25 protein-coding genes and 3 pseudogenes are annotated in these 22,481 nt (G+C 70.9%); 14 read left to right on the top strand and 14 right to left on the bottom strand.

The features are described 5' to 3' along the window. Positions 1-307: 307 nt before the first annotated feature. Positions 308-466: a hypothetical protein gene (locus tag ACZ562_RS21885; RefSeq protein ID WP_471181621.1), complete on the top strand. Its 159-nt coding sequence runs from the start codon at positions 308-310 to the stop codon at positions 464-466. A gap of 201 nt (positions 467-667) precedes the next feature. Here the strand turns inward: ACZ562_RS21885 and ACZ562_RS21880 are convergent. Together ACZ562_RS21880 and ACZ562_RS21875 are read right to left on the bottom strand one after the other, a co-directional pair. Beyond that, positions 668-745 (bottom strand): annotated as a pseudogene (locus ACZ562_RS21880) (uracil-DNA glycosylase); the annotation flags it as partial. A gap of 82 nt (positions 746-827) precedes the next feature. Then, positions 828-1,913: a WD40/YVTN/BNR-like repeat-containing protein gene (locus tag ACZ562_RS21875; RefSeq protein WP_471181618.1), complete on the bottom strand. Its 1,086-nt coding sequence runs from the start codon at positions 1,911-1,913 to the stop codon at positions 828-830. A 271-nt stretch (positions 1,914-2,184) separates the two neighbouring features. On the opposite strand from ACZ562_RS21875, the gene ACZ562_RS21870 reads away from it, so the two are divergent. Both ACZ562_RS21870 and ACZ562_RS21865 read left to right on the top strand, forming a co-directional pair. Beyond that, entirely contained in the window at positions 2,185-2,769 is a 585-nt protein-coding gene (locus tag ACZ562_RS21870; protein WP_471181616.1) for an Rv1733c family protein, read from the top strand. Positions 2,770-2,866: 97 nt separating this feature from the next. Further along, positions 2,867-3,150: pseudogene (locus tag ACZ562_RS21865) on the top strand (transcriptional regulator); the annotation flags it as partial. Positions 3,151-3,234: 84 nt separating this feature from the next. On the opposite strand, the gene ACZ562_RS21860 reads toward ACZ562_RS21865, so the two are convergent. Together ACZ562_RS21860 and ACZ562_RS21855 are read right to left on the bottom strand one after the other, a co-directional pair. Beyond that, the gene (locus tag ACZ562_RS21860) at positions 3,235-4,575 is read right to left on the bottom strand and encodes an FAD-dependent oxidoreductase (RefSeq protein WP_471181613.1); all 1,341 of its coding nucleotides are present in this window, start codon (positions 4,573-4,575) and stop codon (positions 3,235-3,237) included. A gap of 111 nt (positions 4,576-4,686) precedes the next feature. Continuing rightward, entirely contained in the window at positions 4,687-5,364 is a 678-nt protein-coding gene (locus ACZ562_RS21855) for a DUF305 domain-containing protein (protein ID WP_471182240.1), read from the bottom strand. 97 nt (positions 5,365-5,461) lie between these two features. Between ACZ562_RS21855 and ACZ562_RS21850 the strand changes: the two genes are divergently transcribed. Then, the gene (locus ACZ562_RS21850; protein ID WP_471181610.1) at positions 5,462-6,967 is read left to right on the top strand and encodes an LVIVD repeat-containing protein; all 1,506 of its coding nucleotides are present in this window, start codon (positions 5,462-5,464) and stop codon (positions 6,965-6,967) included. Here ACZ562_RS21850 and ACZ562_RS21845 read toward each other — a convergent pair. The 7 genes from ACZ562_RS21845 to ACZ562_RS21815 all read right to left on the bottom strand — a co-directional run bounded on the left by ACZ562_RS21845 (position 6,961) and on the right by ACZ562_RS21815 (position 12,709). Then, a complete protein-coding gene (locus ACZ562_RS21845) occupies positions 6,961-7,653 on the bottom strand; it encodes a TetR/AcrR family transcriptional regulator (RefSeq protein WP_471181607.1) in 693 nt (230 codons plus the stop codon). The two genes, ACZ562_RS21850 and ACZ562_RS21845, sit on opposite strands and share 7 nt — an antisense overlap. Before the next feature lie 160 nt (positions 7,654-7,813). After that, positions 7,814-8,524 (bottom strand): HAD family hydrolase, encoded by a 711-nt coding sequence (locus ACZ562_RS21840; protein ID WP_471181605.1) that lies wholly within the window; start codon positions 8,522-8,524, stop codon positions 7,814-7,816. Positions 8,525-8,568: 44 nt separating this feature from the next. Next, on the bottom strand, positions 8,569-9,258 hold the full coding sequence (locus tag ACZ562_RS21835; RefSeq protein WP_471181603.1) for a phosphatase PAP2 family protein: 690 nt from the start codon (positions 9,256-9,258) through the stop codon (positions 8,569-8,571). A gap of 45 nt (positions 9,259-9,303) precedes the next feature. Next, positions 9,304-10,239, bottom strand: coding sequence for a M56 family metallopeptidase (locus ACZ562_RS21830; RefSeq protein ID WP_471181600.1), 936 nt, complete (start codon positions 10,237-10,239; stop codon positions 9,304-9,306). A gap of 100 nt (positions 10,240-10,339) precedes the next feature. Next, a complete protein-coding gene (locus ACZ562_RS21825) occupies positions 10,340-10,879 on the bottom strand; it encodes a DUF5134 domain-containing protein (RefSeq protein WP_471181598.1) in 540 nt (179 codons plus the stop codon). A gap of 271 nt (positions 10,880-11,150) precedes the next feature. After that, positions 11,151-11,915: a VOC family protein gene (locus tag ACZ562_RS21820; protein WP_471181595.1), complete on the bottom strand. Its 765-nt coding sequence runs from the start codon at positions 11,913-11,915 to the stop codon at positions 11,151-11,153. A gap of 401 nt (positions 11,916-12,316) precedes the next feature. Continuing rightward, positions 12,317-12,709, bottom strand: coding sequence for a VOC family protein (locus ACZ562_RS21815; RefSeq protein ID WP_471181593.1), 393 nt, complete (start codon positions 12,707-12,709; stop codon positions 12,317-12,319). Positions 12,710-12,788: 79 nt separating this feature from the next. On the opposite strand from ACZ562_RS21815, the gene ACZ562_RS21810 reads away from it, so the two are divergent. Further along, positions 12,789-13,328, top strand: coding sequence for a GNAT family N-acetyltransferase (locus ACZ562_RS21810; protein ID WP_471181590.1), 540 nt, complete (start codon positions 12,789-12,791; stop codon positions 13,326-13,328). A gap of 78 nt (positions 13,329-13,406) precedes the next feature. Here the strand turns inward: ACZ562_RS21810 and ACZ562_RS21805 are convergent, their stop codons facing one another. Continuing rightward, entirely contained in the window at positions 13,407-14,090 is a 684-nt protein-coding gene (locus tag ACZ562_RS21805) for a glycerophosphodiester phosphodiesterase (RefSeq protein ID WP_471181588.1), read from the bottom strand. A gap of 396 nt (positions 14,091-14,486) precedes the next feature. Between ACZ562_RS21805 and ACZ562_RS21800 the strand changes: the two genes are divergently transcribed. The 6 genes from ACZ562_RS21800 to ACZ562_RS21775 all read left to right on the top strand — a co-directional run bounded on the left by ACZ562_RS21800 (position 14,487) and on the right by ACZ562_RS21775 (position 19,419). After that, the gene (locus ACZ562_RS21800; protein ID WP_471181585.1) at positions 14,487-15,884 is read left to right on the top strand and encodes a DUF6421 family protein; all 1,398 of its coding nucleotides are present in this window, start codon (positions 14,487-14,489) and stop codon (positions 15,882-15,884) included. Between the two features lie 35 nt (positions 15,885-15,919). After that, entirely contained in the window at positions 15,920-16,666 is a 747-nt protein-coding gene (locus ACZ562_RS21795) for an SDR family NAD(P)-dependent oxidoreductase (RefSeq protein WP_471182237.1), read from the top strand. Then, positions 16,663-17,733, top strand: coding sequence for a threonine aldolase family protein (locus ACZ562_RS21790; RefSeq protein WP_471181583.1), 1,071 nt, complete (start codon positions 16,663-16,665; stop codon positions 17,731-17,733). The genes ACZ562_RS21795 and ACZ562_RS21790 overlap by 4 nt, the downstream gene beginning before the upstream one ends. Before the next feature lie 81 nt (positions 17,734-17,814). Further along, positions 17,815-18,402, top strand: a complete 588-nt coding sequence (locus ACZ562_RS21785; protein ID WP_471181580.1) for a transglutaminase-like domain-containing protein — start codon at positions 17,815-17,817, stop codon at positions 18,400-18,402. Further along, a complete protein-coding gene (locus ACZ562_RS21780) occupies positions 18,399-19,115 on the top strand; it encodes a B3/B4 domain-containing protein (protein ID WP_471181578.1) in 717 nt (238 codons plus the stop codon). Before ACZ562_RS21785 ends, ACZ562_RS21780 begins: the two co-directional genes overlap by 4 nt. A 115-nt stretch (positions 19,116-19,230) precedes the next feature. Further along, positions 19,231-19,419, top strand: coding sequence for a hypothetical protein (locus ACZ562_RS21775; protein WP_471181576.1), 189 nt, complete (start codon positions 19,231-19,233; stop codon positions 19,417-19,419). 184 nt (positions 19,420-19,603) lie between these two features. Here ACZ562_RS21775 and ACZ562_RS21770 read toward each other — a convergent pair whose 3' ends face one another. Together ACZ562_RS21770 and ACZ562_RS21765 are read right to left on the bottom strand one after the other, a co-directional pair. After that, positions 19,604-20,332 carry a lysophospholipid acyltransferase family protein gene (locus tag ACZ562_RS21770; protein WP_471181573.1) on the bottom strand — a complete coding sequence of 243 codons (729 nt, stop codon included), beginning with the start codon at positions 20,330-20,332 and terminating at the stop codon, positions 19,604-19,606. A gap of 186 nt (positions 20,333-20,518) precedes the next feature. Continuing rightward, positions 20,519-20,935 carry a DUF4395 domain-containing protein gene (locus ACZ562_RS21765; RefSeq protein WP_471181570.1) on the bottom strand — a complete coding sequence of 139 codons (417 nt, stop codon included), beginning with the start codon at positions 20,933-20,935 and terminating at the stop codon, positions 20,519-20,521. 75 nt (positions 20,936-21,010) lie between these two features. Here ACZ562_RS21765 and ACZ562_RS21760 point away from each other — a divergent pair, with 75 nt between their 5' ends. From ACZ562_RS21760 to ACZ562_RS21750, 3 genes and pseudogenes are all read left to right on the top strand, one after another. Next, positions 21,011-21,424, top strand: coding sequence for a TlpA family protein disulfide reductase (locus ACZ562_RS21760; RefSeq protein WP_471181566.1), 414 nt, complete (start codon positions 21,011-21,013; stop codon positions 21,422-21,424). Positions 21,425-21,631: 207 nt separating this feature from the next. Then, the gene (locus tag ACZ562_RS21755; protein WP_471181563.1) at positions 21,632-22,141 is read left to right on the top strand and encodes a flavin reductase family protein; all 510 of its coding nucleotides are present in this window, start codon (positions 21,632-21,634) and stop codon (positions 22,139-22,141) included. Positions 22,142-22,379: 238 nt separating this feature from the next. Continuing rightward, positions 22,380-22,481, top strand: a pseudogene (locus ACZ562_RS21750) (electron transfer flavoprotein subunit beta); the annotation flags it as partial.

Genomic DNA, 22,481 nt, shown 5'->3' with positions numbered 1-22,481 from the left:
TTGGGGATGATGAGTTCATTACTTCACCGCCCCATGAACTCAAGACCGCTATAAAATCGAGCCGCGCACTCGGAAAGCATAACAATGACATGACAGTTGGCCGTATCGAAGGGACGTCGCGAACATGAGTTCGGCGAAAAATGAGGAGAGTAGGTCTAGCTTCGAAGGCGGCCCCGGACGAAAGAAGCCCCCTGGCCGATTCGTCCGCGGATATCGCCGGTACCACGCATGGCGCGCAGCGTTCCCGATCGGATGGCGCATCGGGTGCGACGTCGTCTTTTGGCTGCTTGTTGCTGCAGGCGCGTACATGGCCGTGACGACCGCATGCGCCGCGGCGCTGATGGTGCTGCCGTTGCTGATGATCTTCGGCCTCGGTTCGGGCAAGACGTCGTCTCATGATGACGGGATCGACTGGGATGACCACAGGATGGGGGGACAGCCCAAGGGCGGACCGGTGAAGTTCTAGCCTCGTCCGTTCGCGGCCGTTCCTTACGCACGATCCGCCGCATGTTCTTTGGCCGGCAGGTCAGGCAGTCGCCGGCGAGTTCTGCGCCCAAGGTGCCGTCGCAGATGTCGCCGTCGGGTTCGACGGCCCGTGTCCAGGCCGAGGCCGAGCAGGAAAGCCGCTGCCCGCGCTTCTCGAGCGAGGCGACGAATTCGTGGGTGCCGCCGCCCGCCCGGCGACGGGTTCCAGGGCTTTCGCCCAGCCCGGTTCGACGATTTCATGCAACGGTCGTGGTGCCACGGGCGCCACCCTACTGCCGTACGCAGGGCAGAGATCAACCAGTGGCCAAGGCCGGACCGAGACCTGGTCGGACCGGTCCGGTTCATCCGACCACGGCGGCCCGCACGCACAGCACATCCGGCAGGTGGGACGCCAACTGCCGCCAGCTGTCGCCGTCGTCGGCCGATGCGTACACCTCGCCGTTGCGGTTGCCGAAGTACACGCCCGCCGGGTCCGCGTCGTCCGTGCGGAGCGCGTCGCGCAGCACCGTGCCGTAGTGGTCCTCCTGCGGCAGGCCCGCCCCGAGCGGCTCCCAGGACCTGCCCGCGTCCTCCGTGCGGAAGACCCGGCAGCGCCGGTCGGCGGGCACCCGGTCCGCGTCGGCGTTGATCGGGAACACGTAAGCCGTGTCGCCGCGGTGGGGATGGGCCGCCGCCGCGAAGCCGAACGTGGACGGGAGGCCCTCGCCGATGTCCGTCCAGTGCGCGCCCGCGTCGTCGCTGCGGTACACGCCCCAGTGGTTCTGCAGGTACAGCCTGTCCGGGGTCGCCGCATCCTGCGCGATCTTGTGCACGCACTGGCCGAACTCGGGGTTCGGGTCCGGCAGGAAGACCGCGGCGACACCGGAGTTGGAGGGTGCCCAGTTTGCACCGCCGTCGGTCGTGCGGAACACCCCGGCCGTCGAGACGGCCACCGTGACCGCTCGCGGATCCCGCTTGTCGGTGATCACGGTGTGCAGGCCCTCTCCGCCGCCGCCCGGCACCCACTTGGACCGGGTGGGGTGCTCCCAGAGAGGACGGACGAGCTCGAAGCTCTCCCCGCGGTCCTCGGAGCGGTACAGCGCGGCCGGTTCCGTGCCCGCGTACACGACGTCCGGCTCGGCCGCCGCAGGGTGCAGCTGCCACACCCGCTCGAGGGAAGCCTCCGTGTCCTCGGGGAACTTGACGGCCGGCCGGGCCGGCTCGGTCCAGGTCCGGCCCAGGTCGTCGGAGTGGAACACCGAGGGCCCCCAGTGCGCGCTGTCGCCCCCGGCCAGCAGGCGCGGGCCGTTACCGCGGGTGTCGATGGCGACCGAGTACACGGCCTGCGCGTTGAAGTAGGGACTCTCGTCGAACTCCCAGGCGCCACCGCGACGGCGCCCGATGAACAGGCCTTTGCGCGTGCCCACGGCGAGCAGTACCTCGGTCATGCCGATCACCTCCGCGACGTCTTCGTCTCAGACACCGGCCAGTCTGCACCCACGCACTGACAGTCACCTCTGGAAGTGGCTTCTCCCCAGGTCAGGGCGGTGCTGACGGCCTGCCGCAGAGTCGGGGGAACCTCTGGGTGACGGCGCCCGGGGGAGCGAGGCGGCTGATGGGACCGCCGTGGCACAGGGCTCGCCGTGAGCATCGAGGGGATGTCTCCCGTATGGGAAGGCGGTCCGGCATGTTCGCGCGCTGATGAGGAGGAAGCCTTCGATGGCGTTCCGTGGTCCGAAGCTCTGGCTGTGGCGCTGGCGGCGCAATCCGCTCAAGCGCCGCGCCGACGCGGTGGAGGCCTGGGTGGTGCTCGGTGCCTGGGTGCTGACCCTCATCGCCGGAGTCCTCGCCGGTCTGGCGTCGACCCGGTCCGTCGAGCACGGGCTGGCCCGGGAGCGCGTCGAGTGGCGTCCTGTCGTGGCCCGGATCATCGAGCCGGCACCCCGGGCGTCCTCCGCGCGCTCGAGTACGCCCAGCGGCGAACGGGTGTGGGCCAAGGTGAGCTGGACGGTGGCGGACGGCTCCTCGCACACCGGCCAGGTCCGGGTCCGCCCCGGCAGCGCCCTCGACGCGCCCGTCACCGTCTGGACGGACCGGCAGGGCCGGCTGGTGACCCGGCCCGCCACCGCGTCCCAGGCACGCGTGCGCGCTTCACTGATCGGCGGCCTGGTGGGGGTGAGCGCGGCGGCCGTGCCCTTCTTCGGCGGCCGCGTGCTGAGGGGCCGCCTGGAGCGCCGCCGCATGGACCGGTGGGACGCGGAGTGGGCCCGCTTCGGCCCGCTGTGGGGCCGTACGACAGGCTGACACCACCACGCCACCGGCATCGGCGCCCCGGCCCCGCCCGAGCGCCGCACTCGCCCGCCGGGAGGCGTCCCGAGGGCGCCCTGCGGCCGATCTTCGGCTGTCCGGCCCGATGCGGCTGCGGATCGTGCGGGAACTCGCCGCCGACGGCGACGAGCTCTCCCGCTCGCGCTTCGCCCTGCCCGCCACCAAGTCCACGACCACGCACCGTTTCCCTCACGGGTGTTGCGCGAGAGCGGAGTGATCCGGCAGACCTACCGCGGCACGGCCAAGATGAACGGCCTGCGCAGGGACGACCTGGACGACCTGGACGACCCCTTCCCGGGACTTCTCGACAGCCTCCTCGCTGCGGCCGGCCGCCAGGCCGTCCGCCTCGGCGACTGAACCCGCCTGCGTGGGCAGGTGGTTGAAGAGCAGGTGCAGCACGATCGCGGTGAGACAGCCCGCCCACGCGGGGCCGTCCGACTCCTAAGAGGCCCATCTCCGCGCGGCCGCCAGCAGTGAGTCCCAGTCGGGCAGCTTCACCACGCCCCGCCCGAGCGAGGCTCCGAGCTCCGCCTCCGCTCGCTCGATCGCCTGCCATCCCGGCCACTCGACCGGCTCGGTCCCCTCGGCACGCAGCACCACGAGCGGATCATCGGGGATCTCCTTGCGTACGAGCACGTCGGCGTCCTCGAGCAGTGAGGTCACCGTCTCCTTGGCGCACGGCCGGTTGGTCCCGATGACACCTGTCGGGCCCCGCTTGATCCAGCCGGACACGTACTCGCCCGGTGCCACCACGCCCGCGCGCAGGACCCGGCCGGCCAGATGGGGCACCGTGCCGCTCTCCGCGTCGAACGGCAGCCCCTCCAGCGGCACCCCGCGATAGCCCACCGAACGCAGCACGAGCTGCGCCTCGACGTCCTCGTACCGTCCCGTGCCCGTCACGCCGCCGTGCCCGTCCGGCTCCGTCCGCTCGAAGCGCACCGCGCCCACCCGACCGCCGTCGGGGAGGATCGCCACCGGGCGCAGGAAGAAGCGCAGCCGGATCCGGCGCGGCGCGCCCGTCGGCGCGGACTGCGCCCAGCCGCGCAGCACTTCCACGTTGCGGCGCTGCGGGGCGGGCAGCCCCGAAGGGCCCAGGTACGCCGGATCGAGTGACAGCTCCGCCGCATCGACGGCCACGTCGGTCTCCGGCAGGGCACCCAGCTCGCGCAGCTCCTTGGTGGTGAACCGGGCCTGGGACGGGCCGCGCCGGCCCACCATCTGGATGTCGGTCACCCGGCTCGCGGCCAGTGTGGCGAGGGCCGCCTGCGGCATGTCGGTGGGGCTCAGCTCCGCCGCGCCACGCGCCAGCATCCGCGTCACGTCCACAGCGACGTTCCCCACGCCGATGACCACGGCCGAGCCGCCGAGGACGAAGCCGTCGGCGGTGGCGTCCGGATGGGCGCTGTACCAGGCCACGAACTCGGTCGCCGACCAGCTGCCGGGCAGGTCCTCGCCGGGAATCCCGAGGTGGCGGTCGGTGGCGGCGCCCACGCAGTACACGACCGCGTGGTACAGCTCGCGCAGCCGGGCGCTCGGCAGCCCGCCGGGCCCGATCTGCACGCCGCCGAGGAACCGCACCCGTTCGTGTTCCAGCACGGTCCGCAGGTTTCCCTGCAGCGACTTGATCTTCTCGTGGTCCGGCGCCACGCCGTACCGCACCAGGCCGTACGGGCACGGCAGGCGGTCCAGGACGTCGACGTGCACCTCGGGGTCCTGCTGGACGAGACTCTGGGCGGTGTAGCACCCGCTCGGCCCGGAGCCTACGACGGCGACACGCAGCACGGCGGAACTCCTTACCCGTGGGATCAGGGGAGATCGCTCACGCCTCCAGCATCGCACCGAGGGTGCTCCGCTGACAGGGTGCGGCGGCCGGATGGCGCGTGTCGCACCCCGTCACCGCATCTTCCGCATCCGCGTGATCTCGCTCGTCTGCTGGGCGATCACGTCGTCGGCCATCTCCTCGACACGGATGTTGTTGCCCTGCGCCTTCAGGTCCGCGGCCATGGTGAGGGCGCCCTCGTGATGGGTGATCATCAGGGTGAGGAAGAGCTCGTCGAAGGCCTCCCCCTTCGACGCGCGCAGCTTCTTCAGCTGCGCGTCGTCCGCCATGCCGGGCATCGTGCCGTGGTCGTGTCCGGCGCTGCTCTCGTCCTCGCCGTACGTCTTGAGCCAGCTCCGCATCGCGGTGATCTCCGGTCCCTGTGCGGCGGTGATCCGTTCGGCGAGCCGCTTGACCTTCGAGGACTCGGCGCGGTCCGGAGCGAGTTCGGTCAGCTCCAGGGCCTGGGTGTGGTGCTCGATCATCATCCGCGCGTAGGTGACGTCCGCCGCGTTGGGGGAGTCGTCGTCGACGCGCTGCTCGGCGGCGTCCGCGGCGGAGAGGGTCCGGTTCGCCTCGCCGGGCTTGCCGGGCACGATCACCGACGGCCCGCCCGCCGCGGGCGGCTTCGCATCGGATCCGTAGTCGCAGCCGCCGAGCCCGAACGAGGCCACTGCGACCAGTGCGGTCGCGGCAAGGGGCGCGCTGCGTAAGAGCGCACCGTGCGTGGGTGACTGACCAGGATCTTCCATTGCATCTTCGTTGCCCTCTGTTGATATGTGCATGATGAAGACGATACTTCGGTGGTGCATGAACCGTTCCCACGTGAACGGAACAAGGGAGGAAACAGTGATCCTGTTACACAGCCCCCGAACTCGGCGCAGACGCCTGGGAGTTGCCGCGGCGGCCGCGGGACTCCTGGCCGCGCTGCTGACGGCCGGACCGGCCGCCGCGACCCCCGACCCCGGGGACGCGCCGAACGCGGGCCGCGAGGTGTCCAAGAACACCGAGGCCGAGGTCAGGGCGGCGATCGCCGACGGCGAGATACCCGGCCAGGACGAGATCGTCCACTCGGAGAACATCGAACACCTCGTCAACGTCCCCAAGGACGTTCTGCCCGGCACCAATTCCGATCTGGCCTTCCAGGGCAGGTACGCCTTCTCCGGCAACTACGACGGCTTCCGCATCTTCGACATCAGCAACCCGAAGGCACCGAAGACCGTCGCCCAAGTCCTGTGCCCCGGCTCGCAGAACGACCTCTCCGTCTCCGGTGACCTGCTGTTCCTGTCCACCGACTCCTCGCGCAGCGACAGCAGTTGCAACAGCACCACGCAGCCCGTGACCGAGAAGTCGTCGTGGGAGGGCATGAAGGTCTTCGACATCAGCGACAAGGCGAACCCGAAGTACGTCGCCGCCGTCGAGACCGCCTGCGGCTCGCACACCCACACGCTGGTGCCCGAGCGCAGGAACGTCTACATCTACGTCTCCTCGTACTCGCCGAACGCCGCCTATCCCGACTGCCGGCCGCCGCACGACGGCATCTCCGTCATCAAGGTGCCGCGCAAGGCCCCCGAGCAGGCCGCGGTCGTCGGCTTCCCGGTGCTCTTCCCCGGCGAGGGGCCTGACGGCGGCGGCAACCCAGGTGCGCCCACCAACCCGGGCGTCTCCAAGACCACCGGCTGCCACGACATCACGGTCCTGCCCTCCGAGGGCCTGGCGGCGGGCGCCTGCATGGGTGACGGCATCCTCTTCTCCATCAAGGACCCCGAGCACCCGAAGGTCATCGACCAGGTCCAGGACAACGTCAACTTCGCGTTCTGGCACTCGGCGACCTTCAACCAGAAGGCCGGCAAAGTGGTCTTCACCGACGAACTGGGCGGCGGCGGTGCGGCCACCTGCAACGCCGAGATCGGCCCGAACCGCGGTGCCGACGGCGTCTACGACATCGTCGGCAAGGGCGACGCCCGCAAGCTTGTCTTCCGGAGCTACTTCAAGATCCCCCGCCACCAGGCGGACACCGAGGTCTGCGTGGCCCACAACGGCTCACTGATCCCGGTCAGGGGCAGGGACATCATGGTCCAGGCCTGGTACCAGGGCGGTGTCTCCGTCTGGGACTTCACCGACTCCGCCCACCCGAAGGAGATCGCCTTCTTCGAGCGCGGCCCGGTGAGCACCGAGCAGCTCACGACCGCCGGCTCCTGGTCGGCGTACTACTACAACGGCTACATCTACTCGAACGACATCGCCAAGGGCTTCGACGTCCTGAAGCTGAGCGACCGCCGCACGAATCCGGCCAAGTGGGTCCACCTGCGCGAGCTCAACGTCCAGACGCAGCCGGACTACTTCGACTACTGACCGGCCGGCTGTTCGTCCGACGGCCCGGCCGCCTGCCGGCCCGTTGCGAAGAACCGTGACAGATCCGTGTCGCACGTCCCGCCGGACGCCTCGTCGTCCGGCGGGACCCCGAGCTCCCAGTCGAGCCGGTAGCGCGCGAACAGCTCGGCCCGCAGCACGGGCCCGGGCATCGGAACCCCCGGCACCAGGGCCGCGTAGACCGCGCCCATGAGCAGTGCGCGCAGCATCGGGTAGTCGGCGTCGACGTCCCGGGAGCCGTAGCGGGCGACGGTGTCCCGCAGCAGTTCGGACAGGCGCCGCTGCTCCGGGCACTGCACGAAGCCCTCGGTGTCCAGCAGCCCGGCCATGTGCTGGCGCATCAGGACCGGCCGGTCCCGGGCCAGGCCCAGGATCGCGTCGATGGCCCGCGCCAGCCGCTCCCGGCCGTCACCGGTGCGCGGCTCGCGCTCCAGCGCCTCCTCCAGCGTGCGGTGCATCAGCCGGTGCACGGCGGACTGCACAAGCTGGCGCTTGCCGGGGAAGTAGTACGAGACCAGGCCCCGCGCCGAGCCCGCCCGGTCCGCGATGGAGCCGAGGGTCGTCGCCTCGTACCCGTGCTCGCCGACCAGCTCGACCGCCGCCTGCAGGAGCCGCTCCCGGGAACGCCGCCGCAATTCTTCATTGACCGAGGCGCTGCGCGGGGACATGCTGTAACTCCTGCGTTGACTGGCTGCCAGCCAACTATACTCAACGCATCCGGCCCGGCCCGAGGAGGGCCTGGTCAGGGTTGCCGTCTGCCCTGGACGGCGCGGGGGATCGTCCAGGGCGGGCGAGCACACTCGCGGCCAGTTCCTGTCCCGGTCGGGGCTACTTCTTCGCCGTACCGGCCGCCACCAGGTCCAGCACCGGCCGCAGCTGGTCCGGCCGCCGGGACACCGGCAGATGGTCCACGAAGTGCACCCCGCACCCCAGAGCCGCCGCACCCCCGTCGGCCCGCCGGTCGTCACCGACCATCAGCGTCTGCCTCGGTTCGGCGCCGAGCGCGGCGCAGGCGGCCGCGAACAGCCGTGGGTCCGGCTTCTGGATGCCGTGTTCGTACGACAGGACGTACGTGTCGACGTACCGGTCGAGGCCGTGCGCGCGGAACACCGGCCGCACGTCCCAGCCGATGTTGCTGACCACGCCGACACCGATCCCGCGCTCGCGCAGCGTGCGCAGCACCTCGGCGGCGTCGGGATAGGGGCTCCACGCGGCCGGCGTCATGTGGCGGTCGTACAGTGCGTCGTGCAGCCGCGGGTCGGGCAGCGGTACCTGGCGGGAGAGGCCGGTGTACGCGGCCCGGTGCAGTTCGGCGCTCTGGTCGCGGACGGCCCAGATTCCGGCGAGCACGTCGGGCATCGCCTGCGAGGGGTAGGCGCCACCGGGCAGGGCACCCACGCTCTCCAGCGCTCGTGCCGCCTGAATCAACTCAGGCTCGGCGAGGGAGAGTTCCGCGTCGGCGAGTACGGCCCGCAGCCAGGTCTCGGCGGACTCGATACGGAAGAGGGTTCCGGAGAAGTCGAACAGTACGGCAGCCATGCGCCGGACTGTACCGGCGTCTTCGTCCACTTCCGGCTCCTCCGTCAGTGCGGTGGCTCCTGGCGGCCGTGCCAGTAGTGATGGGCCACCACCGCCAGGGCCACCACCAGCCCTCCGAGGAGCCAGCCGCCCACCACGTCCGAGGCCCAGTGGACTCCCAGCCACACCCGGGTCAGGCCGACGCCGGCGACGGAGACCGCCGCTACGGCCAGGGCCGACCGCCACACCGCGCGGCCGGCACCATGATGGTGCAGCAGCCACAGCAGGAGGCCGAAAACAACGGTCGCGGTCAGGGCGTGGCCCGAGGGGAAGGCCGCGTAGTGGGCGGAGTCGACGGGGTCGGACCAGACCGGGCGCGGGCGGTCGACCGCGGTCTTCAATGACTGCTGCAGCGCTGTGCCCAGCGCACAGGTGACCGCGAGCCACCAGGCCGTCCACCACGCCGCCCGCCGCCACACCAGCCACACCACGACGACCGCGCACAGGACACGCATCGTCCACGGATCCCAGACCCAGTCCGTCAGGATGCGGAAGGCATGGGTGGTGCCGGGCTCGTCGACCGCCCACCGGTGGGTCGTGCGGGAGATGTCGCCGTCGAGGGTGATCAGGGGGTGCCACCGGACCACGACCAGGCAGAGCAGCAGCACGAAGCACACCGCCAGGACGCAGGCGCAGCGGGCGGCGGGGCGGTGCTCCTGCGGGCGGGGCGGTGAGTCGACGGACGGGCTGTGCATGCTGCGATCCTCGCCGACCGGTGGGCCGGGAGGCCAATCCCCCCACTACCCCAGTGCCCTCAGTCCCGGTACGAACGCCACCAGGAACGGCACCACCGGCACCAGCGCGGCCGTCGCCGTCAGCCGCAGCCGGCGGGCCGCCGGGAGCCGGTCCGCAGGAGTGAGCAGCCGGTGCACCCGCTGCGGCACATGGGCCTGCGGGGTCGGGCCGGGTCCGAACACGCCCCGGTCCTCGTTGACCTCCACCAGCGCGAGCGCCGTCGTCAGCCGGCCGAAGCGGCGGGAGGCCACGTCGTCGGCGGCGAGCTCGACCAGGCGGTGCATCTCGGCGCGGAACGCGGCGAACACCGGCACCTGCGGGAATCCGCCGGCCAGCGCGGCCGAGCAGTGCAGCAGCCAGTCGTGCCGGGCCTGGGCGTGCCCCTCCTCGTGGGCGACGAGGGCGTCCAGCTGCCGGCCCTTCAGACGGCGCAGCGCGGCAGTGGTGATCACGAGCCGGGGCGCCGTCCCCGGCAGCCACCAGGCGTCGGGCCGGTCGCTCTCCAGGACGACGAGCCCGCTTCCGGGCTCCTCGCCGGGCAACAGCGGGGCGCTCACGAGGAGCTCGGCCCGCCGCAGCCGGCGCCGGACACGGGTCCGTACGACCTCCCGGACCAGCATCGCCGCGGTCCACATCCCGCCGCAGGCGAGCGCCACCGCGGTCGCCGCCGCCCAGGGACTCGCCGCCCGGCCGATCGTGTAGGCCTCCACGACGGCGTGCGGCGCCGAGGCGAACACATGGCCGCCCACCGCCTGCCAGGCGGCCGCCGCGCTGAGCGTCATCGACAGCGCACAGCACAGCAGGACGGCCGCCACCACGCACTGCCACACCCACAGGGCGAGCACCGGCTCGCGGTCCGGCCAGTCGGCCCGGCCGAGCAGCCGGGGAGCGACGACGGCGGTCATGGCGGCGAGCAGCAGAAGTGCCGCGGGGACCATCATGGGGGCAGCCTATGAGCGCCGAGCCGCCCGGGACACGGCCCGCCGCGGCAAAGTGACGCAGGCAACGGTTGCGTTCGGTGCGTGGCACTCGGCAGCGGCGTCAGAGCGTCAGCAGCATGGCGACCATCCCGATCCCCATGGACAGCCGGCAGGCCCGCGCCAGCTCCGGCCGGTCGCCCCAGCCGACGGCCCCGCCCCCCGCGGTGACGGGCACCAGCCGGGCACCGGACAGCAGCACGTACCCGACGAAGTAGAGAAGCAGCACGCCGGTCAGAAGCGGGACACCGGAGCCGCCGTGGCCGGTGTGCGCGCCGGAGGAGGAGGCCATCACCATCGCCATGTAGACCATGGCCGACGCCCCCACCAGGTGGTGCAGATGGTGTGCGCCCGCCCGGGCCGCCCACAGGGCGTGCACCCCGGCCGCGCCGAAGACGGCCATGTACCCGGGCCAGGCCCAGGGGGGCGGTGTGAACGAGGTCGCGGGCACGGCCATCGCGGCCATGCCGAAGCCCATGAGCGCCTCGCCGCCCGCGGCCCGGCGCTGCTCCTCGACAGTGCTGCGCATCCGCAGCAGGCAGTAGGCGCCGGTGGCCGCGCACAGCGCCACCAGCAGCCAGCCGGGCGAAGCCGGTCCGTGCACGTCCACCCCCCTGCTCGCCGGTCGGTTCGACGATCGGTCAAGGGATGCCCGGGCAGCGCGGCGCGCAAGCGAGCGCAAGGGTGTACACGGGGAGCATTGACCGGAGCACAGCAGGTCACGGAAGCTCCGACGCGGGCACCGGAAGTTCAGGGCACGGACGTCCGCACGGCAACGACCGCCTCGCAGGACGGCACCCGGCACCCCGCCCCGGTCATCGAACCGGGTCACGGTGACGCCGCAGGACCGACGGCCGGTCCCGGGTGCCTGAGGATCATCCTTCGTCGCCCGCCCGGTACACGCCGAACACCGCGCCCCGCGGATCCCGCAGCACCGCGATGCGAGGTCCGTCAGGGAGGGAGGCCGGCTCCGTCAGGACGGCGCCGCCGGTGTCGGCCGCCACGGCCGAGGTCGCGTCCACGTCCGCCGACGCGAAGTACGGCAGCCAGTGCGGCGGCACCTCGGGCGGGAACTTGTCGTCCATTGTCACCATGCCGCCGAAGTCCGCGCCGTCGACGCCCCACTGCGTGTAGTTCTCGGAGGAGTTGACGCTCCAGCCGAAGACGGTCGTGTAGAAGTTCTCCGCTCGCTCGGGGGACCGCGTCAGCAGCTCCACCCAGCACAGGGCGCCGGGGGCGTTGAGCAGGCCCGCGCCCTCGAAGCCCCGGGCCTGCCACAGGTGGAAGCCGGCGCCCTGCGGATCGGTGACGGAGGCGAAGCGGCCCATGCCGGGGACGTCCCCGGGTTCGAACACCACGGAGCCGCCCTCCGACTTGACCGTCTCCACGGTGGCGTCGACGTCCGACACGGCGAACGTCACGTACCAGACGACGGGCTGCCCCTCCTCGCCCAGCGGGACGAGGGCCGCGACCGGGAGGTCTCCCAGGTACGCGATCGTGTAGCCGCCCATCTCCTCCCGGGGGTCCGTCTCCGTCCGCCAGCCGAAGACCCCGGCGTAGAACCGCTCGGCCGCCTCCAGGTCGGGGGCTCCCACCTCGGCCCAGCAGGGCCCGCCTGGCACCGGCTTGTCGAGGTTCATGGCGTCACGGCCTTCCTGCCGGCGCGGAGGTACCTCCCCGACGCTAGCCCCGGTCCGTGACCGCTGCCATCCGACGGCGCGCACTGGTGCGGCGACCGCGCTCCGGCATATCCTCGGCGCCGTACCGCACCGCATGGCGCCTCCAGCGCCTCACCCCGGCCCGGGGGTCACGCAGGCCCACGCCCACGGTGCGCCCCTTCCGCGGATCGCCGCCCGGTCGTTGGCTGCCGGCCCAGGCCGCCGACTGGCTCGGCCTGTGCGGCGTGTACCGTCTGGTCGCCTGCGAAGCGGCCGCCCACCAGGCGGCGATCGACCGCCTGACCTCGGGTGGGATTCAGGGAACTGACCCGCACCGACCGCCGGGAGCACCGTCCCGGCTGATCTCAGATTCCCGGCTGATCTCAGATTCCCGGCCGGTACCGGATCGGATGGTCTGCCGGTACCTCCACCAGCACGATCTGCGTTCCGTCCGGATCCGCGATCCACATCTCGACGAGCCCCCACGGTTCCTGCACCGGCGGCCGTACGATCTCGACGCCCCCGGCCCGCAGCTCGTCGTGCGCGGCCGCCACGTCCGCCACCTGCAACCAGAGCCGCACGGCCGGGGACGGCGGGGCATCGGACCGCCCGGAGACCTCAAGGAAGCCGCCGCCGAGGAAGTAGACGGTCCCGCGCTCCGGTCCCGTACCGAACTCTCGGTAGACGGCGAGGCCCAGCTGTCCGCCGTAGAAGGCGCGGGAACGCTCCGGATCGGTGGGGCGGAGCAGCACCCGCCCGCTCAGTACGTGCACCATGCACCCGGAGCCTAGGGCCTGGTGAGGGTCGGCGTTACCCTCGTCGGTGCCCACCGTGCCGCCGATTGGAGTACCGCCGATGGACACCACCGTCACCGGACTGACCTTCCGGGACGCCAGCGACCTCGACGTGGACACCCTCGTCGCGCTGATCGAATCAGCGTACCGCGGAGACGACAGCCGGGCCGGATGGACCACCGAGGCGGACATCCTCGAAGGCCAGCGGACCGACGCGGAGCTCGTGCTGGCCGTCATCGAGTCGCCCGACAGCCGGTTGCTGGCCGTCGAGCGCGACGGACGGATCGTCGCCTGCTGTCAGCTCGAACACCGCGGCGAACACGCCTACTTCGGGATGTTCGCGGTCAGCCCGAGCCTCCAGGGCGCCGGACTCGGCAAGGTCATCATCACGGAGGCGGAGCGCAGGGTCCGCGAGACCTGGGGCGCCAAGGAGATGCACATGACCGTGATCACCGCGCGAGAGGACCTCATCGCCTGGTACGAGCGGCGCGGCTACCGCCGTACGGGCCGGATGACCCCGTTCCCGTACGGCGACGAGCGCTTCGGCGTTCCGCGGCGCGACGACCTGCAGTTCGAGCTGCTGGTCAAGGAGCTCGGATGATCGTCACGCCGTCCGCCTCCACGCCGTCCGCCTCCACGCCGTCCGCCTCCACGCCGTCCGCCTCCGCGCCGTCCGCGGTCAGGCCGTGAACCGGCCGGTGCGCTTGATCTCCGGGTAGTCGGTGGTCGCGCCGTCCAGGCCCAGGGCCCGTGCGAGACGCAGGTGGTCCTGGGTGTTCACCACCCAGCCGATGATCCTGCGGTCCGCCTTGCGGGCCCGTTCCACGATCTCCAGGGTGAGCCGGCGGATGTTCAGACAGACGGTGGCGGCGCCGGCCTCGACGGCACGGTCCACGATGTCCGTGCCGTAGCGGCTGCCGATCAGCGCCGTCCGTACACCTGGTACCAGGCGGGCGATCTCGGCGATCGCCTCGTCGTGGAACGAGGACACCTCGACGCGGGAGACCAGGTCCCGCCGGTGCATGACCTCGGCCAGTGCCCGCGCCGCCGCCACGTCCTTGATCTCGGCCTGGAGCGGTGTTCGGACGGCGTCCAGGACCTCCTCGAACACCGGGATACGCTCGCCGTGGCCCGCGTCCAGGCCGCGCAGCTCGGCGAGGGTCTTCTCGGCGATCGGCCCGGTGCCGTCGGTCGTACGGTCCACGTCCGTGTCGTGCATGACGACGAGGGCGGCGTCCTTGCTCAGGTGCAGATCGAGTTCGATGACGTCGAGGCCGGCCTGCTGGGCGGCGGCGAAGGAACGGAGGGTGTTCTCGGGCTCGACACCCATGACTCCGCGGTGTCCGATGGTAAGGAAGTTCAAGGTTCAACTCGCTTCCGTCGACGGCGGCTCGGTCGCGCGCACGGCCCGGGTGGACGCCCGCGCGGGCAGAGCCGCAGCCTAATGGCCACACCCCGCGTTGGACCCGCGCGTACACGGCCGATTGGGTGGCGGGCGCGGCCGACCTGGCACGCAAGACGAGCCGTGGTCACCCTGGCGTGGGCGAGTCCTGCGGGGATTGACCCGAGGGGCGCCGCCGCGTTCCTGGGTGCGTGTGATGACGCGTGGCCGGGGTAGGCGCCATCGGGAGCTTCCGGCAGGAAAAAGTGCGGCGATGACCGGGTGGGTGCAGGATAATTTCCTGAGACTCCTCTTGTTGGGAGGAAGCTCGTATGTGTACGGTCTCACTACGCGAGGTTCTCCCGTGGAGGATGGGAAATGACGGAAATTCTTGTGCAGGTGGGTTCGGAGGGGCAGGTTCCTCCCGTGGTCAGGGTGGTGGATCACCCGGCGTGGCCCGTGCTCAAGGATGCCGTGGAGCAGATCCGCCCATGGCAGACCAAAGACGGTTCGATCGACTTCGAGGCCGAGGGCTCCCCGGATCCCGCGGACGCCGAGCGCACCGTCCGGCGTGTGGTCCACGCCGTCGAGGAGCTGTCCCCGCTGCTCCCGCACGACAGCGCCTACCACGAGGCCCTCGTCACGGACCTGCACCGCTGGGCCGACGGCGGCTTCAAGGTGCCCGACTTCCTCGACTCGCTGCTGGCCTTCCAGCCCGCCGCGAACCGCAGGGACGGCCTGCAGCACCTGGTCGTCTTCCCGATGTACACGCAGAACGGCAACCCGGACCGCAACCTCGAGGCGGTCGTGTTGCGCATGGTGTGGCCGGACTGGCTGGCCGAACTGGAGCGCGCCCGCTACGACAACCCGCTGTTCTGCGGCATCAAGTTCGAGGACTTCACGGCCGGGTACGACACCAACTCCGCCGTCCTCTTCCCGGAGACCATCGCCGTGCGCGAGGCCCCCGAGCGCTTCAGCTGGGGCGGCATCTTCTGCGACCGCGAGGCCGCCCGCTTCCGCCGGGTCACCGACGCGGCCGTCGACATCCTGGGCCTCGAGCTGCCCGAGGACATCGCCGCCATGGTCCACGACCAGAAGCGCTGCGAGGAGGCCTTCGTCCTGTGGGACATGGTCCACGACCGCACCCACAGCCACGGCGACCTGCCCTTCGACCCGTTCATGATCAAGCAGCGCCAGCCGTTCTGGATGTACGGCCTGGAAGAGCTGCGCTGCGACCTCACCGCCTTCAAGGAGGCCGTGAAGCTGGAGGCCGACGGCATCCCGCAGGCCCGTGACGTGCAGTACGCGGTGCTGTTCGACCGCATGTTCCGCTTCCCGGTCACCGGCGAGCGCGTACGCAACTACGACGGCCTCGGCGGCCAGCTGCTCTTCGCCTACCTGCACAAGCACGACGTCGTCCGCTGGACCGACAACAAGCTGCACATCGACTGGCAGCGCGCCCCGCAGGTCACCAACCAGCTGTGCGCCGACATCGAGAAGCTCTACCGCGACGGCATCGACCGGCCGAAGCTCGTCCACTGGTTCGCCGGGTACGAGCTGGTCTCCGCCTACCTCGCTCCGCACCCGGGCTCTCGCTGGGCCAAGGGCCCGGACGCCCTCGACCTGACCCAGCCGCCGCGAAAGCTCGTCGATGACGTGCTTCCGGACGAGTTTCCGCTGAGCATGTTCTATGAGGCTCTCTCCAAGAAGCTGAAGAAGGTGATCGCCTCCACCAAGGGCATCACCGCGGAGAGCGCCGGGCGAGTCGCCGCGTGAGCGACCGCGACAACACTGCTCAGGAGGCGAAGAACATGCGGAACGGGGCTCTCAGCGGTGCGGTGATCGCGGTGGCCGGCGCGGGCGGGCCCGCGGGGCGCGCGGCACTCGTACGGCTCGCCGACGCGGGTGCGACCGTGGTCGGCGCGGACAACGATCCCGAGCGTCTGGCGGAGGCCGTGGACGCGGCCCGCTACGGGCACGGCGGCGCCACCGTGGTCGGCGAGACGGTGGATCTGCTGGACCTCGACTCGACCCGCGACTGGGCCACCCGGGTCGAGAAGGACTTCGGCCGCGTGGACGGCGTGGTCCATCTCGTCGGCGGCTGGCGCGGCAGCGAGACCTTCGTCAAGACCAGCCTGGACGACTGGGACTTCCTGGAACTGCTGCTCATCCGCACCGTGCAGCACACCTCCCTCGCCTTCTCCGAGGCGCTGCAGCGCAGCGAGCGCGGCCGGTACGTCCTGATCAGCGCGGCCGGCGCGACCAGGCCCACCGCGGGCAACGCCGCGTACGCCGCCGCCAAGGCCGCCGCCGAGGCGTGGACGCTGGCCCTCGCGGACTACTTCCGCAAGGCGGGAGGCGAGAGCGGGCCGACGTCCGCGGCTGCGATCCTGGTGGTGAAGGCACTGGTGCACGACGCCATGCGCGCCGAGCGCCCGAACGCGAAGTTCGCGGGCTTCACGGACGTCAAGGATCTGGCCGAGGAAATCGCCGGCGTCTGGGAGAAGCCCGCCGCAGAAGTGAACGGACAACGTCTGTGGCTGACCGAGAAGCCGTGAACCCTCCGAAGACCGACGCGCGCCGCCATCACGACCCGGGAGTCCGCGGTTTCGCAAGCGACAACTACGCCGGGGCCCACCCGGAGGTGCTCGCCGCCCTGGCCCTGGCCAACGGCGGGCACCAGGTCGCCTACGGCGAGGACGTCTACACCGAGAACCTCCAGCGGATCGTCCGCAGCCACTTCGGGGCCACGGCCGAGGCGTTCCCGGTCTTCAACGGCACCGGCGCCAACGTCGTCGCCCTCCAGGCGGTAACCGGCCGCTGGGGCGCGGTGATCTGCGCCGAGAGCGCGCACATCAACGTCGACGAGGGCGGCGCCCCCGAACGCATGGGCGGCCTGAAACTGCTCACCGTGCCCACGCCCGACGGCAAGCTCACGCCCGAACTGATCGACCGGCAGGCCTGGGGCTGGGAGGACGAACACCGTGCGATGCCGCAGGTCGTCTCGATCACCCAGAGCACGGAGCTCGGCACCCTCTACACGCCCGACGAGATCCGCGCCATCTGCGACCACGCCCACGCGCGCGGCATGAAAGTGCACCTCGACGGCTCCCGGATAGCCAACGCGGCCGCCTCCCTGAACGTGCCGATGCGCACGTTCACCAACGCGGTCGGCGTCGACATCCTCTCCCTCGGCGGGACGAAGAACGGTGCGCTGTTCGGCGAGGCAGTCGTCGTCATCAACCAGGACGCCGTCAGCCACATGAAGCACCTGCGCAAGCTGTCCATGCAGCTCGCCTCCAAGATGCGCTTCGTGTCGGTGCAGCTGGAGGCCCTGCTTGCCAGGGACCTGTGGCTGCGCAACGCCCGCCACGCCAACGAGATGGCCCAGCGGCTGGCTGATGGCGTCCGCGCCGTGCACGGCGTGGAGATCCTCTACCCGGTGCAGGCCAACGGCGTCTTCGCCAAGCTTCCGCACCACGTGAGCGAGCGACTGCAGAAGAAGTTCCGCTTCTACTTCTGGGACGAGGCGGCCGGCGTCGTGCGCTGGATGTGCGCCTTCGACACGACCGAGGACGACGTGGACGCCTTCGTCGCGGCCGTCAAGGAGGAGATGGCTCGATAGGCCCTGTGAGCCGTGCATAAATATGCGGTCACTCGAAAAGTCATTGACTCTAGGGTGATCGCGTTTCTATGCTCTGCGGGCATGGAGCTGATCCAGAACACTGCCGACCTGTCCGCATATCTGGCCGCCGACGAGGCCATCGACCATCATCATCCGCTCGTGCGGGAGACCGCCGCGCGGCTCGCCAAAGAGGCGGAGGACTCGTATGCCTATGCACAACTGGCGTTCGAGTTCGTGCGTGACACCATTCCGCACTCGCAGGACTCCGGTGACCTTCGCGTCACCTGGCGGGCCTCCGACGTCCTGGAGCAGGGCACCGGCATCTGCTTCGCCAAGGCCCACGCGCTGACCGCGCTGCTGCGGGCCGAGGACATTCCGACCGCGCTCTGCTACCAGAAGTTCGACGTGGTGCACGGACTGGTCGCCGTACGCTTCAACGGGGCCTGGCACCGGCAGGATCCGCGCGGCAACAAACCGGGCGTGGACGCGCAGTTCTCCCTCGAGGGTGAGCGCCTGGCCTTCACCCCGGACCTGGAGTCCAGTGAGATGGACTATCCAGTCCTGTATGCTGAACCACACCCGGCTGTTCTCGGCGCCCTGAAGGCCGCACCCGACCGGCCGTATCTGTGGAAGACGCTCCCCACCGCACTGAGGCAAGGCGGATCATGACTCTCACGCTGACCGTTTCCGACGAGGTGCGCACCCTCGCGCCCGGCTTCACCCACGTCGCCGTGGAGGCGTACGGCCTCGTCAACGGACCCAGCACCGAAGGCAGTTCGGCGCTCCTCGACGACGCGGCCCGTCGGCTGGCCGTACGTCTGGACGGCCGCGCGCCGCACGAGGACCCGCACATGGCCGCCTGGCGCGAGATCTACACGGCCTTCGGCTCGAAGCCCTCGCGCACGCGCAACTCCGCGGAGGCACTGGCCAAGAGGGCCCTGACGGAGGCGGGACTGCCCCGGATCAACCTGCTCGTCGACCTCTACAACGCCGTCAGCGTCGCCCGTCTGATCCCCGTCGGCGGCGAGGACCTCGACCGCGTCCAGGGCGGCATGCACCTCGTGCGGGCCGCCGGGGACGAGGACTTCGTGACCGTCGCCGGCGGCGAGGAGAACGTCGAGCACCCCGACGCGGGTGAGGTCGTGTGGTGCGACGAGGCCGGTGTGACCTGCCGCAGGTGGAACTGGCGCCAGGGGCCGCGCACCCGGCTCACCGAGGAGTCCGTGGCCGCGATCTTCCTGCTGGAGAGCCTGGCACCGATGCCCGTCCCCGAGGCGGAGGCGGCGGCAGCCGAACTCGCCGAGCTGCTGGAGAAGTTCAGCCCGGGAGCCCGCGTCACCGTCCACGCCCCCGCCCCGGTGCGCACCCTGCCGCAGAGCTGATCCGTCCCAGTCGCCGTTCTCCCCGCCATACGTGATGGGGGACCGGGCAGGACGGCACGATCGGCGGCGACGAGCAGAGGGAGGACCCCGGGGGGGGGCGGAGCCCGGGGGACGGTTGACACCGGCTCTGCGGAAGCACTGGGTGCTCGCCTCGGCCGTGGCGCCGGCGCTGCTCGCGACGGGGGCGGCCGCGACCCGCGCCCTCGCCCGGCGACGAGAAGTGGTCGCCGCCCGCCGCCAGTTGCCGCACCGCGTCACCCGGCGGCGCCCCGTCGCAGGCGGTCGCACGAGCCACCAGTCCTGAACGTGGGGCTCGGCGACCCAGCCCCCGGGGCGAGCACCGCCGCAGCTGCCACCGACACCCTGACACAGCGCCGCATCTCCGCCCCGGTAGCGCGGTCAGCAGAACCGAACCAGCCGCCGGCGGCCGGCTCTTCCGTTACGGCGCGGGCCCTGTCGGCTGTGCGACGGTGAGCGCGGCGCGGGGGTCAGCGGGTCTCGGCCGCGCGGACCTCTTCCGGGGTCGGCGCGGTGCCGCCGAGGTGGGCCGGCATCCACCAGGTGTCGTTCGCGTCCTTGGGGCGCACGGGGTAGGCGCGCTGCGCGGCCTCCAGCAGCTCCTGCACGCGCTCGCGCAGCTGCCGGGTGATCGCACCCGCGTACTTGTCGCGGGAGGCCTCGATCGCCTCACCCACCCGGATGGTGATCGGGGTGTGGCTGCGCTTGAAGTTGCGCGGATGGCCCTTGGTCCACAGACGCTGCGTACCCCACACCGCCATCGGGATCAGCGGCACACCGGCCTCCTGGGCCATACGCGCGGCACCCGACTTGAAGCTCTTCAGCGTGAACGACTGCGAGATCGTGGCCTCCGGGAAGACCCCGACGATCTCGCCGGACCGGAGCGAGTCCAGCGCGTGCGCGTACGCCGTCTCGCCCTGCGTGCGGTCCACCGGGATGTGCTTCATTCCGCGCATCAGCGGGCCGGAGATCCTGTGCCGGAAGACGGACTCCTTCGCCATGAAGCGAACCAGACGCTTCTGCGGGAGAGCCGCCAGCCCGCTGAAGACGAAATCCAGGTAGCTGATGTGATTGCTCACCAGCACGGCACCGCCCGAGCGCGGGATGTTCTCCGAACCCTTGCAGTCGATCTTGAGGTCCCACGCCTTGAACAACGTCTGGGCGAGACCAACGACGGGACGGTAGACAAGCTCTGCCATGGACGGGGTGGACCCTTCCTTCTCTGCCAGGGAAGGGACTCCTGGCGGAAAGTTACGCAGCCGTAGGTTTACGGCATGTCGCAGATCGTGCCCGAAGAACGGACGCGTAGCCAGTCCTGGTGCCCGAGTGCGGCGAGATCCTCGTCACGTCGGCCCAGTGATCCACCTCGGACTTTTAATCCGCCTTTACTCCGCCCGAACCGTCACCCGCCGCACGAGCAGGTACATCTCGCACCCCAGGCAGTACCCGAACGAGGCGTTCAGGAAGGCGGCCGCGAGCGCCGCCCCGGTGGCGGCGAGCCCCAGCCAGGCGGCCCCGAGCACGTACCCGGCCAGCCCGATGCCGGCGAAGACGAGCCCCACCGCCTGTGCGAACCGCGGCGGTTCGGGCGCCTCGAACTCGGTCGGCGGCCCGAGCCGGGGCCGTACGAGCGTGCGGAAGAGCCAGCCGTACGGTGAACGGCCCACCCCGCCCGCCGCCCCCAGCGCGAACGCCAGGGTCTGCCAGGCCAGCAGCCAGGCACTGCCCGTGATCAGCACGGCCGCCAGCACTATGGTCGTCACGGCCGCTCCGAAGCGCGGTCCCCTCACATCGATGTCCATGAATCAAGCATTCCGCAAGGGAAACGATTCATGGAGCCGGGAATCTTTGCAGTCTCGTGAACGCTGGAGCAGCCGATGGCCGGACTTGTCGTGTGCGTCGTGGTGCTCGCGGTGGCGAGTGCCTACGGAGTGCTGCACCGGCGGCGGAGCGGGAGGGTACGGGTGCGCGGACGCGACGACGGGAAGCGGCTGGGCGCGGCCGAGCTGGGCGGGGAACTCGGCGAGCGCGCCACGCTCGTGCAGTTCTCCAGCGCCTTCTGCGCCCCCTGCCGGGCGACCCGGCGGGTCCTCGGCGAGGTGGCCGGCGTCGTGCCGGGCGTCACACACGTCGAGATCGACGCCGAGGACAACCTGGAGCTCGTCCGCGAACTCGACATCCTCAAGACCCCGACCGTGCTGGTCCTCGACGCAGACGGCCGGGTGGTGCGGCGCGCCACCGGACAGCCGCGCAAGGCAGACGTGATCGCCGCGCTGGGGGAGGCGGTTTGACGCCTGTCACGCCGACGGTGAGGCAGCTCCCATATTCCGGAACGTACTTGACTGTGCGCACCACATATCGTCAGCCTGACCGCATGCCTTCGGAACTCCTTCTCTTCGGGCGGGTGCACGTCGACCTCGCCCGCACCGCGAGCGCGCGCTGTCCGGGCTGTTGAGCAGCCACGGATCCGCTCGTCCCATTCGCAGAAGGACAACTCCATGACGGCCACGCCCGACCTCGCCATCCCTCAGCTCGCCTCTCCCGACCTCCTGCGCTCCGTCTTCCGGCGGCACGCGGCAGGGGTCGCGGTGATCACCGCCCGCGGTCACGCCGGCCCGGTCGGCTTCACCGCCACCTCCCTCACCTCCGTCTCCGCCGAGCCCCCGCTGCTCTCCTTCGGTATCAGTACCGGTTCCTCCAGCTGGCCGGCGGTGGCGGACGCCGACCACGTCGGCATCCACATACTCGGAGAGCACCAGCAGGAGCTGGCCGCCACCTTCGCCCGCAGCGGCGCCGACCGTTTCGGCGCGCCCACGGCCTGGCGCGAGGGTCCCGAGGGTGTCCCGGTCCTGGACGACGTCCTCGCCTGGCTGGTGTGCCGGGTGGTCGGGCGGGTGCCCGCCGGGGAGCACCGCATCGTGCTGGCCGAGGTCGTCCTCGGTGATCCCGCGGGCCCGGGCCGCCCGCTCCTCTATCACCAGGGGCGCTTCAACGGGCTCCGCGACTGATCGGCCAGCTGCCTCCGCCGGGGCGCCGCCCTCCCGCTGCGAGGGTGCCGAGTTCCGGTTACGCTGCGTTGCAAAGGTCACAGTTCAAAGCGCTTGCTTAGCGGGACCGAATTGGGTGTACTGACAAGTAATATTCCGGTCGGAGCGCGGGCCGCCCCGACCGGGATCGGCCGCTTGGGGCGCCTATGCTGCCTGCAAGTAGGCAGCCGAGAAATGACGATGCAGTAGGAGAGCCGGCGTGAGCTTGAGGATCGTTGTCACTGTGAAGTACGTGCCCGACGCCACTGGCGACCGGCACTTCGCCGATGACCTGACCGTCGACCGGGACGACGTGGACGGT

The organism is Streptomyces sp. NPDC040410, assembly GCF_055595715.1.
Note: the sequence above shows the minus strand (reverse complement) of the source record. Positions and strands in the feature narration are given on the sequence as shown.